The 13619-nt window shown below is 66.9% G+C and carries 12 protein-coding genes; 8 read left to right on the top strand and 4 right to left on the bottom strand.

Features of this window, described 5'->3' with window-relative positions:
• Nucleotides 1-38 precede the first annotated feature (38 nt).
• Entirely contained in the window at nucleotides 39-2075 is a 2037-nt protein-coding gene (locus tag CP557_RS14580; RefSeq protein WP_097380576.1) for an SLC13 family permease, read from the top strand.
• Nucleotides 2076-2107: 32 nt separating this feature from the next.
• On the opposite strand, the gene CP557_RS14585 is transcribed toward CP557_RS14580, so the two are convergent.
• Nucleotides 2108-3238, bottom strand: a complete 1131-nt coding sequence (locus CP557_RS14585) for an ORC1-type DNA replication protein (protein WP_097380577.1) — start codon at nucleotides 3236-3238, stop codon at nucleotides 2108-2110.
• Nucleotides 3239-3369: 131 nt separating this feature from the next.
• Here CP557_RS14585 and CP557_RS14590 point away from each other — a divergent pair, with 131 nt between their 5' ends.
• On the top strand, nucleotides 3370-3690 hold the full coding sequence (locus tag CP557_RS14590) for a hypothetical protein (protein ID WP_097380578.1): 321 nt from the start codon (nucleotides 3370-3372) through the stop codon (nucleotides 3688-3690).
• Nucleotides 3691-3858: 168 nt separating this feature from the next.
• Nucleotides 3859-4335 (top strand): DUF5518 domain-containing protein, encoded by a 477-nt coding sequence (locus tag CP557_RS14595; protein ID WP_143825078.1) that lies wholly within the window; start codon nucleotides 3859-3861, stop codon nucleotides 4333-4335.
• Nucleotides 4336-4475: 140 nt separating this feature from the next.
• Here the strand turns inward: CP557_RS14595 and CP557_RS14600 are convergent, their stop codons facing one another.
• A complete protein-coding gene (locus CP557_RS14600; RefSeq protein ID WP_097381660.1) occupies nucleotides 4476-6524 on the bottom strand; it encodes a MutS-related protein in 2049 nt (682 codons plus the stop codon).
• A 79-nt stretch (nucleotides 6525-6603) separates the two neighbouring features.
• Here CP557_RS14600 and CP557_RS14605 point away from each other — a divergent pair, with 79 nt between their 5' ends.
• The 4 genes from CP557_RS14605 (at nucleotide 6604) to CP557_RS14620 (ending at nucleotide 10853) form a co-directional block, all read left to right on the top strand.
• Nucleotides 6604-8181 (top strand): SagB/ThcOx family dehydrogenase, encoded by a 1578-nt coding sequence (locus tag CP557_RS14605; RefSeq protein WP_097380580.1) that lies wholly within the window; start codon nucleotides 6604-6606, stop codon nucleotides 8179-8181.
• A 218-nt stretch (nucleotides 8182-8399) separates the two neighbouring features.
• A complete protein-coding gene (locus CP557_RS14610) occupies nucleotides 8400-9359 on the top strand; it encodes a DUF368 domain-containing protein (protein WP_097380581.1) in 960 nt (319 codons plus the stop codon).
• Between the two features lie 85 nt (nucleotides 9360-9444).
• Entirely contained in the window at nucleotides 9445-9636 is a 192-nt protein-coding gene (locus CP557_RS22625; RefSeq protein WP_169924308.1) for a hypothetical protein, read from the top strand.
• 485 nt (nucleotides 9637-10121) lie between these two features.
• Nucleotides 10122-10853, top strand: a complete 732-nt coding sequence (locus tag CP557_RS14620; RefSeq protein WP_097380582.1) for a Yip1 family protein — start codon at nucleotides 10122-10124, stop codon at nucleotides 10851-10853.
• A 51-nt stretch (nucleotides 10854-10904) separates the two neighbouring features.
• Here the strand turns inward: CP557_RS14620 and CP557_RS14625 are convergent, their stop codons facing one another.
• Nucleotides 10905-11894: an aldo/keto reductase gene (locus CP557_RS14625; RefSeq protein WP_097380583.1), complete on the bottom strand. Its 990-nt coding sequence runs from the start codon at nucleotides 11892-11894 to the stop codon at nucleotides 10905-10907.
• A 72-nt stretch (nucleotides 11895-11966) separates the two neighbouring features.
• Complete coding sequence (locus CP557_RS14630) at nucleotides 11967-12536, bottom strand: DUF6789 family protein (RefSeq protein ID WP_097380584.1); 570 nt, start codon at nucleotides 12534-12536, stop codon at nucleotides 11967-11969.
• Between the two features lie 187 nt (nucleotides 12537-12723).
• On the opposite strand from CP557_RS14630, the gene larE reads away from it, so the two are divergent.
• Entirely contained in the window at nucleotides 12724-13575 is an 852-nt protein-coding gene (larE, locus tag CP557_RS14635; RefSeq protein ID WP_097380585.1) for an ATP-dependent sacrificial sulfur transferase LarE, read from the top strand.
• The last annotated feature ends 44 nt before the right edge of the window (nucleotides 13576-13619 follow it).

The raw sequence follows: 13619 nt of genomic DNA on the forward strand, positions 1-13619 counted from the left end.
GAGGGTATGACTGGTGACGGTCTACCGGACGGCACACGATGATCGGCGCGGAGCTATCGGGGGGCGTGCTGGTGGTGTTCGGACTCATCGCCGTCGCCCTCGTCCTATTCGTTTCCGAGCTCATTCCCAACGACGTGACGGCGATCGGGATCATCGTCTCGCTGGCGGCGCTCGAGCCGCTGACCGGCGTGGGCCACCGGGCGGCGATCTCGGGCTTTGCCAACACCGCGACGGTGACGATCGTCGCGATGTACATGCTCAGCGCGGGCATCCAGCGAACGGGCGTGGTCCAGCGACTCGGCCTCTCGCTCGCTGCGTTCACGGACGGCGACGAAACCCGGGCGCTGGCGGCGACGATCGCCACGACGGGGCCGATCGCGGGCTTTATCAACAACACGCCGGTCGTCGCGATCTTCATCCCGATGATCTCGGATCTCGCCGAGAAGAACGGGATGTCGCCGTCGAAACTGCTCTTGCCGCTCTCGTACGCGGCGATCCTCGGCGGCACACTGACGCTCGTCGGCACCTCGACGAACCTGCTGGCGAGCGAGTTCGCCGCCGCCCTGCTCGATCGAGGGCCGATCAGCATGTTCGAGTTCTCGGGGCTCGGTCTCGTGATTCTGGTCGTCGGCCTCGCCTACCTCATGACCGTCGGCCGGTGGCTGACACCCGCGCGAATCCCGGTCGACGCGGACCTCGTCGAGGAGTTCGATCTCGAGGACCACCTCACACAGGTCCGCGTCGACGCCGATTCGACGCCGATCGGACTCACGGTCGAGGAATTCGAGGAGCAGATCGGCGCGGACGTGCGCGTGCTCCAGCACCGTCGGGACGGCAGCCACGAAGCCAGCCCTGCCGAAAACGAGCGCGTGCTCGAGTACGATGGCGACGGCGAACTCGAGTCGGATAGCGACGCCGGTTCGGAGGCCAGCGTCGACGGGGCGGAGCGTGATACGCAGGCCCACCGCGATAGAGCCGTCGGATCACGAAGCGACGTGAAAGCAGAGAGCCAGCAGCGTGTCCGGGAGGACGACCCGACCGCAGTGCTCGAGTCGGGCCGGCGGATCCGAGAGGGCGACGTACTCACGGTACACGGCACCTTGCAGGCGGTCAATCGGTTCGTCGAGTGCCAGAACCTGCGGCAACTCCATCGTGAATCGGTCACCGAGGAGACGTTCGACGGGTCGGCGGGCGAGGAGCAACTCGCAAAGACGATCGTTCCGGTCGAATCGCCGTTCGTCGGGAAGACGCTCTCGGAGACGCACCTCCGGGAGTTCTATCAGCTGACCGTGCTCGCGATCCGTCGCGACGGCGAACTGCTCCGGACCAACCTCGAGGAGCGGACGCTCGAGGCCGGCGACCTCCTGCTGGTCCAGACGGTCCCCGGGACGATCCGGCACGTGACCGAAACCGGCGATCTCGTCGTCGTCGACGACGCCTCCGACCGGCTGCTCGAGGAGCGGGTCGAGGAAATCGCGCCGCTGTCGCCGAAGACGCCGGTCGCGCTCGCCATCATGGCCGGCGTGGTCGGGACCGCCGCGCTCGGTCTCGTCTCCATCGTCATCGCGGCGTTCGCCGGGGTCTTCCTCATGATCGTGACCGGCTGTCTGTCGACGAGCGAGGCGTACGATGCCGTCTCCTGGAACATCGTGTTCCTGCTGGCCGGCGTGATTCCCCTCGGCGTCGCCCTCGAGGCGACCGGCGGCTCGGAGGTCATCGCCGGTGGACTGGTCGCCACTGCCGAGTTCCTCCCGCTTATCGCGGTCCTGTTGCTGTTTACCATCGTGACCGGACTGCTCGCGAACGTCATCACGCCGGTCGCGACGGTGGTCCTGATGATCCCCGTCGCGGTCGACGCTGCGGGGAGCCTGGGCGCAGCACAGTTTTCCTTCCTCCTCGCGGTGATGTTCGCCTCCGCGACCTCCTTCATGACGCCGGTGGGGTACCAGACGAATCTGATGGTCTACGGTCCCGGCGGGTACAAATTCACCGACTTCCTGAAAGTCGGCGGGCCGCTACAGCTACTGCTCGCGATCGTGACCACAGTCGGGATCGCCGTCATCTGGGGCGTCTGAGGAAGTCGTCTCGAACCGCCTTCGGCCGGGGATCACTCGAGTCGGTCCAACACCGCCTCTTTCTCGTAGGACAAGGAGAGCGACCGCGAGCGCCCCCGGCCGTCGACGTCCGCGTAATCGGCGTCGATGAGGCCGAGCTGATCGAGTTTGTTGACGATCTCGGAGTAGCGCGTATAGCCAAGCTCGGTCCGATCGTGGAACGCTTCGTAGACGTCGCCGGCCCGTTCGCCGTCGTACTCGGCGATCACCTCGAGCAGCGTCCGTTCGGTGTCGGTCAATCCGGAGAGGCTTCGCGAGAGGTTGATGTACTTGGACTTCTCGTAGGCGTCCTCGACGTCCTGGCGCTCGACGGTGCGACTGGCTCGCATCTCGGCGTTGAGTCCCGCGCGGCGCAACAGGTCGATGCCGACCCGCAGATCGCCGCTCTCGGCGGTGAGTTCGGCGACGTACTCGAGGGTGCCCCGGCCGATGACGCCCTCGTGGAAGCCGCGCGTGATACGCTCCTCGAGGATGTCGACGATTTCGGGCTGGTCGTAGACCGGGAAGTAGACGTCCTCCGGTCTGAAGACGCTCTGGACCCGCGAGTCGAGTTCGTCGATTACGTCCAGTGCGGGGTCCGAGGAGACCACGATAACGCCGATCTTCGCGCCGGGATACTCCTCGTGGGCGCGCAACAGCGAGTAGAGCGTATCCGACGCTTCGTTCTCGTAGAAGAGGTAGTTGATGTCGTCGAGCGCGACGACGAGGACCCTGTCCTCCTCGACGAGTTTCTCGGCGATCTGGCCGAACAGCTTCTTGAACGAGATGCCAGAGGACGGGGGCTCGTAGTCGAAGGTTCCCTCGAAGAGTCGCGAGAAAACCGAATACCGGGTGGCGTTGACCTGGCAGTTGACTCGGATCGTCCGGACCTCGCTCGTCTGGGCACCCACCTCGTCGAAGAGCTTCTGGATCGCCGTCGTCTTTCCGGTGCCCGGTGGCCCTCGAACCACGACGTTCAGCGGTCGCGACCCTCGCACCGCCGGACGCAACGCGTACGTCAGGCTCTGGGTCTGCCCCTCGCGGTGCTTGAACGTCTCGGGGACGTAGTCGATTTCGAAGACGTGCTCGTCTCTGAACACGGATTCGTCCCACGACAACATCCCCTCCTCGGGGTCGTCTCCCATCACTTTCACCCTGCTTCCGCAGCGTCTTAATGGTTCGGTGGCCCGTTCTGCGCTCGGACGACCGTGGTATAAGTTACAGAACGACACGCCCACAAGACTCAATATACATTATATTAATTTAGGGAATACCGATGACATTACCGACCCCACCGGACATGATTCCCGACTTCTTGAGCGAGCAGTTCGACGACCTCCCGCCGGAGACCCTGCGGGGAATCGGCGACTACGCCCGGAAGGAGACGTACGTGGCACCCGACGGGATGCCCGATACGACCAAAGAGGCGTTCGCGCTGCAAGACCAGGAGACGCTCGAGGCCGTCGCGACGTACGTCGACGAACTCGCCGCGTTCCTCGAGGACCAGGAGGCCGACTCGCTCGCCGAGGTCACCGGGCAGTCGAGCGACGAGGACGAACAGTGGGGGAAACAGCGGATTCTGGACTGGCACGAATGACGGCGACGACGACCGATCGGTGGGGCCGCCGTCGGGGAGCCACGTAGCACCGGGACGCGAAGGTTACTCGAACTTCTCGAGCGCGCCTTCTCGACGGCAGCTTCGACCCATTCGTACGCGCGTCCGTCGAGTTCTTCGCCGTCAACGACGAGTCGGAGGGCGACATCGATGGAACTCACAAAAGTACTTGGCAATGGAACGACATGTGTACTCAGCGGAACCATGAATGTCACCAGTAATACCCCCTCGTTCCAAAATCGCTACATGGGGGTGGATGTTCTCCTCGGCATTGCCTCGATACCGTTCACGCTGATTCTGACAGCAGACCCGGCGATAATCAACTTAAGTCCGGTTCTCGTAGCCGGGTTCGCGTCTGGGCTATATTATGGAACGCACTCTGGCTCTGTGAAACGCGCCGGCCTTCGGACCGGGGCCGTCGGTGGCGTCCCGGTGGTGTGGTCCTCCGCGGACCTCGTCGCCTCGGAGCTTTCAGCCCCGCTCGACGTTCTGGCTCTCGCGATCGTGGTGGGAGTGCTATGGTCTCTCTTCGTGATCACATTCAGTGCGTTACTGGCGGCGCTCTGTGCACTCGCCGGGGGCAGGGTATCACGAACGGTCATGGGCGTTGCACAGCGAGGGGACTGACGGCCGTTTCCCAGTGTGGACAACCGACGAAAAAGCACGGTGGCCGCGTTTTTGCACAAACCACCGTTTCGGACCACTACGTCGGTGACGTCAAACCGACCTCGACACCAGCGCGTTTTTCGTCGCTCCGTCGCAGGGCGTTACTCGAACTTCTCGAGCAGCCGATCGTAGAAGACGGGTTCCGGCTCGCCCCCGTCGTCGTCCGGCACGCCGCCGTTGGCTGCGAGGTCCTCGTCTCGCGCTTCGTCTGCCAGTTTCTCGACGATCAACTCCGGCGTCGACCGCGCGAGGTGATCCTTGACCGGTGAGCGGTTCACCTCGAGTTCGCCGTCGACGAGCCCGACGGCTTCGATCCCGTCGATCGTCACGTCGAATCCGGCCATCTCGCGGATCTCGCCCGCGAGATGCGAGACGAACACCGCCGTCGCGCCGTTCTCGGCGAGCGCCTCGAGGATGCCGGCGATGATCTTCGCCGACGCACCGGGCTCGGTGATGCTCTCGAGTTCGTCGACCAGTACCAGCGAGCCCTCGCCACCCTGTGCGAGGTCAGCGAACTCCCGGACGGTGGACTCGAACGCGCCCGCATCGAGCGTTCCCTGGGTCTTGGCGTGATAGTGCAGGTCGTCGAACCGGCGCAGGCGAACGCCCTCGGCGGGGACGGGCAGTCCCATGTGTGCCAGAATCACCACGCTCGCGACCAAATCCAGCGTGGAGGTCTTCCCGCCGCTGTTGACCCCCGAGAGCAGGGCGACGCCCGAGACGTCGTAATCGACCGGATCGATGGCCTCGAGCGGTTCCTCGAGCAGGGGCGAGCGGCCGCCCTCGATCGCGAACCCCACGTCAGCCGCGGCACCGTCAGCGACGAATTCCGGCATCACGCACTCGAACTCGCGGGCAAAGCGGGCGATGGCGAGTTCGACGTCGAGCTCGAGGGCGTCCCGAACGAGCTGGCGGGCTCCCTCGCGCTGGTCGGCGAGATCGGCTGCGAGCTCGCGTTTGAGCCGGCCCGCACGGCGATCCTTTGCCGCGGTGAGCTCCTCGCGCAGCCGCCCGACCACGTCCTCGTCGCGTTCGACCGGAAACGTCGGCTCGTCGCCGAACGTCCGGCGGGCGATCTCGGCCTCGCCCTGCTCGAGATCGAGCGCGTCGACGAGATGATCGCGGGCGGCCTCGATCGCCGCGGCGTACTCGTCGGCGAGCTCCCGCGAGAGCAGGGAGTCGACGCCGGCTCCGCGCTCGACCAGCGAGAGCAGATCCGAGCCCTCGATCGTCACGTCCTGTTCGCGGATCGCCGCCCGGAGGTGATCGTTGGCGACGCTTTCGGCCGCATCCGCCGCCGCGTCGAGATCGTCGACGGCCGTCGTCAGCCGGTCGAGTTCGTCGTCGCCCGCGACCGTCCCGTCCTCGTCGAGCCGCGAGAGGCCGTCCTCGAGCGCATCGAGGTCGCAGGGCGTCTCGAGCCCGGCGGTCCGATGGACCGCGGCGGCCGCCTGCAGCCGGGTTCGGTTGCGCGCGAAGAAGGCGAGGGGCCGCTCGGGAACGATCTCCGCCGGGGCGTCGAGCGCGTCGGGTCGGACCTGTACGTCCCCCTCGAGGGTGACGCCGGCGAAGGATTCGTCGAGGGCGATGACGGTCGCGTACCCCCGTGCGAGTTCGGCCAGCCCCTGTGCGTCCTCGACGATCTCGACGGAAAGCTCCGGGACCGCCTCCCGGGCCGCCGAGTAGCGCTCGGCGTCGGTCGTCGCCAGACACCGCTCCCGAACCCGCACGTCGCCGGGTTCCTGGAGCGGTTCGACCCCCTCGAGGGCCTCGAGCACGTCGGGATCGGGGTCGCGCTCGAGCGCCTCACGGGCGAACGCCTGTACCTCGTCGATGCGCGATCGGCGCGGGCTCGGATAGATCGTCTCGAGTCGCTGGGCCGCGTAATCGGTCACGGTGCGCTCCTCGAGCAGATCGAGGAGGTCGCGGTAGACCTCGCGCGCCCGATCGGTCGCGAGAAACCCGCCGGGGTCGTCGTGCTCGAGTCGGATCGCACCGCGTGCGATCCGGGCCGCTCGGCCCTGCGAGATCCCCGGCGCGGTCGCGATCGCTTCCACGTCACCCGTCCGCAGCGCGCGCTCGGGATCGTCGAGTTCGGCCAGCGCTCGGGCCGTCTTCTCGCCGACGCCCGGAATCGACTCGAGGTCCATGTTCTCGAGGTGCGTATCAAACCGGAGCGAGAAAAAGTTCCCGCCCGGGCTTTTCGTGGCGGACGTGGTAGCCCGACGCATGCCAGTCGGCGCGCTCGAGTACCACGACCGGACGAAACACTCGCCCAGAAGCGTCCGCGAGGGCGGACGCGGGCTCGATTTCGACAACAAGCCACGTCCGTACAAGGAGTACGTGGACCGCCCGAAGCGACCGCTTGTCGATCAAATTCGGCCGCCCCAGCAACCCGCGCTGGCGGCGATCGCGGAGTCGACACCCGACGGCACTCCGAACCACCATCGGCAACTCGACCGCGAGACCGTCGTGACCCTCTGCTACTACGCTGCGGGTATCACGAAGCGGATCGACAGGCGCGGCCGTTCACTGCTGTTTCGCGCTGCAGCGACGACCGGCGCGCTCTACCACGTCGACCTGTACGTCGTCTGTGGCGATCTCGAAGGAACCGACGGGTCGGGCAGTCCGACGGCCGACCTCGAGGCCGGCGTCTACCACTTCGATCCTCGAACGCTGTCGCTCGACGTACTCCGAGCGGGAGATTACCGCGACGTGCTCGCGAGTGCGAGCGCAGACGAGAGCGTCGCCGACGCGCCGCTGTCGTTCGTCGCGACCTCGACGTGGTGGCGAAACGCCTGGAAGTACGGCGATCGGACGTTCCGCCACGCGTTCTGGGACTCCGGCACGACGCTCGCGAACCTGCTCGCGGTCGCCCACGCCCTCGACTACTGCGCCGCGGTCGTCACCGGCTTCGCGGACCGACCCGTCGTCGACCTGCTCGGACTCGAGCCCGAGCGCGAAGCGCCCCTCGAACTGGTCCCGATCGGCACGGGCGATTCCGTTTCCGGATCCGGCTCCGATCCCGATTCGGCCGACTTCGAGCCGATCGACCACGCCACCGAGCCCCTTTCGCCGACCGAAAAGAGGTTCCCGACGATCCACGAAGCGTGGTCCGCCGGCACCCTCGAAAGCGGTGCCGCGGCGGACTCCTGGCGATTCGACCGACCGGCGGCACCGATCGGCACCCGCGAACCCGGCGACGGCGAGCGGATCGCGCTCGAGCCGGTCGATGGCGAGACGGCCTCGAGCCGGCCGCTCCACGAGACGATCCGTCGCCGTGGCTCCTGTCGAGAGTACGCACGCGAGTCGATCAGTTTCCGGAAGCTCTCGACGGTCCTCGACCGCGCCGTTCGAGGTGTTCCGATGGATATCCGACGGCAGGGGGACCCGCCGCTGTCGTTCGTCGACCCCTATCTCGTCGTCATCGGCGTCGAGGGTCTCGAGCCGGGCACGTATCGCTCTCACCCGGCGGCGGGCGAGCTCGAGCGGCTCCGAGCCGGCGAGTTCCGTAGCGAGGCGGGCCATCTCGCGCTGGATCAGCGGCTGGCCGCCGACGCCGCGGTCTGTCTCTATTTCATGACCGACCTCGAGGCGATCGTCGATGCACTCGGGGATCGCGGCTACCGGGTGGCACAGCTCGAGGCGTCGCTGACGGCCGGTCGGCTGTATCTGGGGACGTACGCCCACCGCGATCTCGGGGGGACCGGGCTGACGTTCTACGACGACGTCGTCACGGATTTCTTCGCGCCGCGGGCCACGGGACTGACACCGATGTTCCTGTACACGATGGGACGACCGGCCTGAGATCACTCCCTCTCGAGTCCGGACACCGCGCTCGGGGCACACGCGCTGACGAGGTTGTCACACTTTTATACGGCCGCACGTCGCCCCATCGAGCATGCAGCCGAAACGGCGGTCCGGTCGCTCGGGCTCGAGACGACAGTTGCCGACAGCCTCGAGTTGTCCAGGGAGCCGAACACGGTCGATCGGTGCCACGAACCGGAGCCTCCAGGAGCGGACGCATGGAGTATGAGCGATCCGACGTCGTCGTCGACCGCCTCGAGTTGCTCCGGGCCTACGGCTACGGGCTCTGCATGGGGACGGCCGACGCCCTCCCCGGCGTCTCCGGCGGGACCGTCGCACTCCTGCTTGGCTTCTACGGCCGGCTGATCGCCGCCGTCACCGCGTTCACGCCCCATCGAGCGATCGCCATCCTCCGGGGCTACCGCCCCGATCGTCGACCCCGAGCTCGGGAAGCGATACTGAAGTTGGATCTCGGGTTTCTGGTTCCGCTGGGCGTCGGCATGGTCACTGCCGTCGTTCTCATCGCGGACGTCGTCTCGTCGCTCGCGGAGACCCACCCGATCGCGATATTCGGCTTCTTTACCGGGCTGATCGCCGCCTCGGCGATCACCCTCGGTCGAAGCCTCGAGTTCGCCTCGCCGACACACGTCGGCGCTGGAGCCGTGGGCACGACGCTCGCGTTGCTCGTCGCCGCCGACGTCGTCGGGCTACCGGGCGGCGGGCCGGTCGTGATCTTCCTCGCCGGCGCGGTCGCGATCAGCGCGATGATCCTGCCGGGGATCTCGGGCTCGCTCATCCTGATCCTGCTGGGCCAGTACGTCTTCCTCTCGGGGGAGCTGAGCGCGTTCGTTCGCGCCGGCGCGGACCTGCTCGCGGGCGGTTCGCTCGGGGCCGTCGTCGATCCGGGAACGACCGTCGCCCTCTTCGTCGCCGGTGGGTTCGTCGGTCTCGTGACGATCGCCCGCGTCGTCCGCGCGGCGCTGGCCCGCAACCGCGGGGTGACGCTCGTCTTCCTGGTGAGCCTCATCGCCGGCTCCGTTCCGGCACCGTTGCACAACATCGCCGAGGCCCACGCGTGGACGACGGAGACGATCGCACTGACGGCCGCGTGGGCCGCGGTCGGGGCGATCGCCCTGTTCGCGCTCGAGCACCTCGTCGGCGGATTCGACCCGGAATAACCGGAGCGCCGACGCCTTCGTGTGTTCCAAACCCGCTTGCGTCCGCCGGTATCGTCGTTATTTCGTCGGGGACGGAAGGACGGATATGCCAGTCACGGCACTGCTAGGGACGAAACCGATACGATCGCTGTCGATCCGCACGCTCCTCGGAGCGGCGACGCGAGAGTTCGACCGCGGAAACTGGGAGCGCGGGCTCTTGTTACTCGGCCTGGTCGTCCTCGTCCGATCGGGAGCCGTTATAGACGCGTTCCGCGGTGATCGGCCGGTGTCCGGGTAGTCGCCGAAGTCGGCCGCTCCGAAGTGTTCGTTCGCGAGGTCGTCGATCGTGTCCTCGATCTCGTCTTGGGTCCTCTCGTCGAGGTCCTCGACCGCGCCGACGCCGTGGCCGCCGCTTTTCGCCGGCTGCAGGGCGTTCCCGTTGAGGTTCCCGTCGGGAGCTTCAGGTCCGTGACGTTCTCCGCCGGGAACCCCGAGGCCGAGAGGATGAAACGATCCCCGACCTCGCTCAGGTCGTCAGTGTCGACGTCCTCGAGTTGCGGTTCGTCCCACTCCGCGGTCGTCGTGCCCGAGAACTCGGGTTCGTGGATCTCGTAGTCGGGCAGAGCCGACGGTACCGGCGCTGGGCGGATCGGCATCGTCCCTGCATCGTCACCCCGGCGACTCGCCGCTCGAGCGTCGACCGATCCCGTCGTCGCCGGCAACACGTCCAGTCTGCTCGCATCATCGGAGCAGTTATTTTGCTAATCTCTCCATAGAGAAATCATGGCCTGGTCCGCCCCGCAGTCACTCTGGTTGCTCCTCCGGGACCCGTCTACGTTCTTCGAAGAACACGAACCGGCAGCTACGTTTCCCGTCGCCGCTGGCGTGGTGGTCGCCCTGGCCGTCGCAGCCGGGCTGTCGACCCTGTTGCTCGGTTCGATGCTCGCCGGCGCGATCGACGGGACGGTAACGATGGACAACCCAGACCGGCCGCCGGAGTGGGTATGCGACGGACACGGTCCCGATTCGTCGTTCGACGGCGACTGTGACGAGCCGGAGACGATCGAACGAGACGCCGGATCGCTCGTGTCCGAGGCAGTGACCGACTATCTCGGTTACATGGTCGTCGCCCCGTTCGTCATGTGGCTACTCGCCGGTATCGTCCTGTTCGCGGCTGGGCGACTCGCGGCCGGATCGCCGTCGGTCACCGGCACGTTCGCGCTGGCAGGCTGGGCTGCGTTGCCGGAATTCTTCCGGCTGACCGTCGGCCTCGTCGCACTGCAGGCCGTCCTTTCGGACCTGACGATCACGAACCTCGAGGGCAGCCCGGAAGTCATCGAGGCAGCGTTCGCACCGATCCAACCGTTCCTTGCGCTCGCGACCGTGCTCACCGTGCTCTGGCAGTGGTATCTGCTTACCGGTGGGCTCGAGCACGAAGCGAACCTGACCCGATCGGCCGCTGCAACGGCGGTCGGCGTTCCACTCGGGGTCTTGCTGCTCGTGGCGCTGATTTGAAAGCCCGACCGCGCGAGCGCTCGAGCCCGTCACGGAGCGTCGCTTGCTGACCTACCAGCGGTGGTGGACGTGTTCGAACACGTACTCCTCGTAGACGTCCCGGACCGCGCCGTGAACCTGGTTCGAGAGCGGCGGCAGCTCCGAGGCGGCGGCGTTGCCGCGGACGTGGTCCGGCGAGGTCGTCCCCGGAATGACGGTCGAGACCGCGTCGTGGTCGAGGATCCACCGCAGCGTCAGCTCGGCCAGCGACAGCGTCTCGGGAACGTGGGGCTCGAGAGCCTCGACGGCGTCGTGGCCCGTCTCGTAGGGGACGCCCGCGAACGTCTCGCCGACGTCGAAGGCCTCGCCCTCGCGGTTGAAGTTGCGGTGGTCGTCCTCGGCGAACGTCTGGTCGCGCTCGAGCGCGCCGGTCAGCAGCCCCGAGGCGTACGGGACGCGGACGATGACGCCGACGTCGTTCTTGCGGGCCTGTTCGAAGAACGACTCCCTGGGGCGCTGCCGGAACGGGTTGAAGATGAGCTGGACGGTCTCGACGACGTCGTACTCGATCGCCTTGAGCCCCTCCTCGACTTTCTCGACGCTGACCCCGGCGTGGGCGATCTTGCCCTCCTCTCGTAGCCGCTCGAGCGCCTCGAACGTCGACGGCTGGTAGTAGGCCGCCGTCGGCGGACAGTGCAACTGGAGGAGATCCAGCGTCTCCTCGCGGAGGTACTCCCGGCTCCGGTCGACGAACGTAGAGAGGCGGTCGTCGTCGTACCGGTCGGCCTCGTGGGGGTCGAGCCGTCGTCCCGCTTTCGTCGCGACGAACACGTCGTCGTGGGCGTCGCGCTCGTCGAGGACGTGGCCGATGTGGCGTTCGCTCCGGCCGTCGCCGTACACGTCCGCGGTGTCGACGAAATCGATCCCTGCGTCGATGGCAGCGCGGACGACGTCGCGGCCGGTCTCGTCGGCCACGTCGCCCCAATCGCCGCCGATGTTCCACGTTCCGAGGCCGACTTCGGAGACGTGCGTTCCGGTCGAGCCGAGTCGTCGATCGTTCATGTACGTTCGTACTCCCGAAGCGCCCTATGAGTTGGCCTGTCGGCAACGGCCGTCTCGAGAGACGGGACGTTCTCAGTTCCCGTCGTCGTACTCGTACTCCCGTTCGGGGTCCTCGACGCCCTCGGTTCGGGAGCCGACCCAGGCTCCCAGCGAGAGTCCGTAGACGAGATGGCCGGCGTGAAAGAGCGCGAGTTCGTCGGCCTCGAGGCGGATGTCGAGCAGTTCCTGTAGCATGACCTGGATGCCGAAGGCCGACAGGACCATGCCGTAGACCGAGCCCCAGACGAGCCCGCGCTGTTCGGGTTCGATGGACCGACCGGCGGTGTACAGGGAGAACAGTCCGCCGAAGAGCGCGCCCGAACTGACGCCGTAGAACAGGTGCAACGCGAGCCCCGCGATCGGATGGCCGTCGGGATCGTCGCCGGTGACGTACTGGGACCAGAAGTTCGCCGACGGCGGCAGCGATCGCAGGAGCGGGAGGCGAAAGGCGGTCATGATCAGCGTCGCGACGAACCCGCCCTGTATCCCGCGGGCCACCGCGTCGGCGACGTGTTCCTCGCGGGAGTGGGCGTCGACGCCGCTGGTGTGCCCCTCCGTCTCGGTGATCGAGCGCAGGCGTCGTAATCGATCGGAGACAGCCATAGTACTCTCGATGACAGCGGTACCACGGACGGTCTCTTAATCGCTTGGCACGCTGTTTACTGCAGGCGGTCGTCTCCGAACTCGACGGCCGCTCGCAGCGCCACGACTGAGGCAACTGCGTCAACGGAACGTGGATCGTTGCGTCGACGACAACGTCCTTTTGCCCGCTCGGTTCGAACGACGGTCCATGACAACTGTCGAGGCGAAACTCGAGGCCGCCCGCGATGACCTCGCGGCCCGCGACGGAGTCGTGATCGCCTTCTCCGGCGGGGTCGACTCGAGCGTGGTGGCCGCGCTCGCCCACGACGCCCTCGGCGAGGACGCGATCGCCTGTACCGCAAAGAGCGAGACGCTCCCCGCCGCCGAACTCGAGGACGCCAAGCGGGTCGCAAACGAGATCGGCATCCGCCACGAGATCGTCTCCTTCTCGGAACTCGAGAGCGACGCCTTCGTCGAAAACGACGACGACCGCTGCTATCACTGCCGGACGATGCGACTCGGCGAGATGCTCGAGACCGCCCGCGAACTCGGGGTCGGCACGGTCTGTGACGGGACCAACGCCGACGATCCGGGCGCGGGTCACCGGCCCGGTCTCCGGGCGGTCGACGAACTGGCCGTCCACTCGCCGCTGCTGGCCCACGACATCACGAAATCGGAGGTCCGCGAGATCGCCACCCGCTACGACCTGTCGGTCGCCGACAAGCCGTCAATGGCCTGTCTCTCCTCGAGAATCCCCACCGGCCTCGAGGTCACGGAGGACCGACTGACGCGGATCGAACGGGCCGAGGCGCTGCTCCGACAGTGGGGGTTCGATCAGTTCCGCGTCCGCGACCACGACGGCCTCGCCCGCATCGAGGTCGCACCCGACGAACTCGAGCGCGCCCTGGAACGGGAGTTCGTCGAGACGGTCCGCGCGGCGCTCTCGACGCTCGGTTTCGATCACGTCACGCTCGACCTCCACGGCTACCGGACCGGCAGCGTCAGTCCCGAAGCCGACGAGGAGTCGGTTCCCGGGGCGAAGTCCTCGAGCGACGATTGACGACTCGCCGTCACCAATCGACGATGAAAATCGCCAGCCGATCA

The organism is Natrinema ejinorense (assembly GCF_002494345.1).
Lineage (GTDB): Archaea > Halobacteriota > Halobacteria > Halobacteriales > Natrialbaceae > Natrinema > Natrinema longum.

Bases quoted from the DNA above. Each gene is read 5' to 3' on its own strand.
- CP557_RS14605 (WP_097380580.1), top strand. From the start codon at position 6,604: ATGCCAGTCGGCGCGCTCGAGTACCACGACCGGACGAAACACTCGCCC.
- CP557_RS14580 (WP_097380576.1), top strand. From the start codon at position 39: ATGATCGGCGCGGAGCTATCGGGGGGCGTGCTGGTGGTGTTCGGACTC.
- CP557_RS14610 (WP_097380581.1), top strand. From the start codon at position 8,400: ATGGAGTATGAGCGATCCGACGTCGTCGTCGACCGCCTCGAGTTGCTC.
- CP557_RS14630 (WP_097380584.1), bottom strand. From the start codon at position 12,536: ATGGCTGTCTCCGATCGATTACGACGCCTGCGCTCGATCACCGAGACG.
- CP557_RS14620 (WP_097380582.1), top strand. From the start codon at position 10,122: ATGGCCTGGTCCGCCCCGCAGTCACTCTGGTTGCTCCTCCGGGACCCG.
- CP557_RS14595 (WP_143825078.1), top strand. From the start codon at position 3,859: ATGGAACTCACAAAAGTACTTGGCAATGGAACGACATGTGTACTCAGC.
- CP557_RS14625 (WP_097380583.1), bottom strand. From the start codon at position 11,894: ATGAACGATCGACGACTCGGCTCGACCGGAACGCACGTCTCCGAAGTC.
- CP557_RS14585 (WP_097380577.1), bottom strand. From the start codon at position 3,238: ATGGGAGACGACCCCGAGGAGGGGATGTTGTCGTGGGACGAATCCGTG.
- CP557_RS14600 (WP_097381660.1), bottom strand. From the start codon at position 6,524: ATGGACCTCGAGTCGATTCCGGGCGTCGGCGAGAAGACGGCCCGAGCG.
- CP557_RS14590 (WP_097380578.1), top strand. From the start codon at position 3,370: ATGACATTACCGACCCCACCGGACATGATTCCCGACTTCTTGAGCGAG.
- CP557_RS22625 (WP_169924308.1), top strand. From the start codon at position 9,445: ATGCCAGTCACGGCACTGCTAGGGACGAAACCGATACGATCGCTGTCG.
- larE (WP_097380585.1), top strand. From the start codon at position 12,724: ATGACAACTGTCGAGGCGAAACTCGAGGCCGCCCGCGATGACCTCGCG.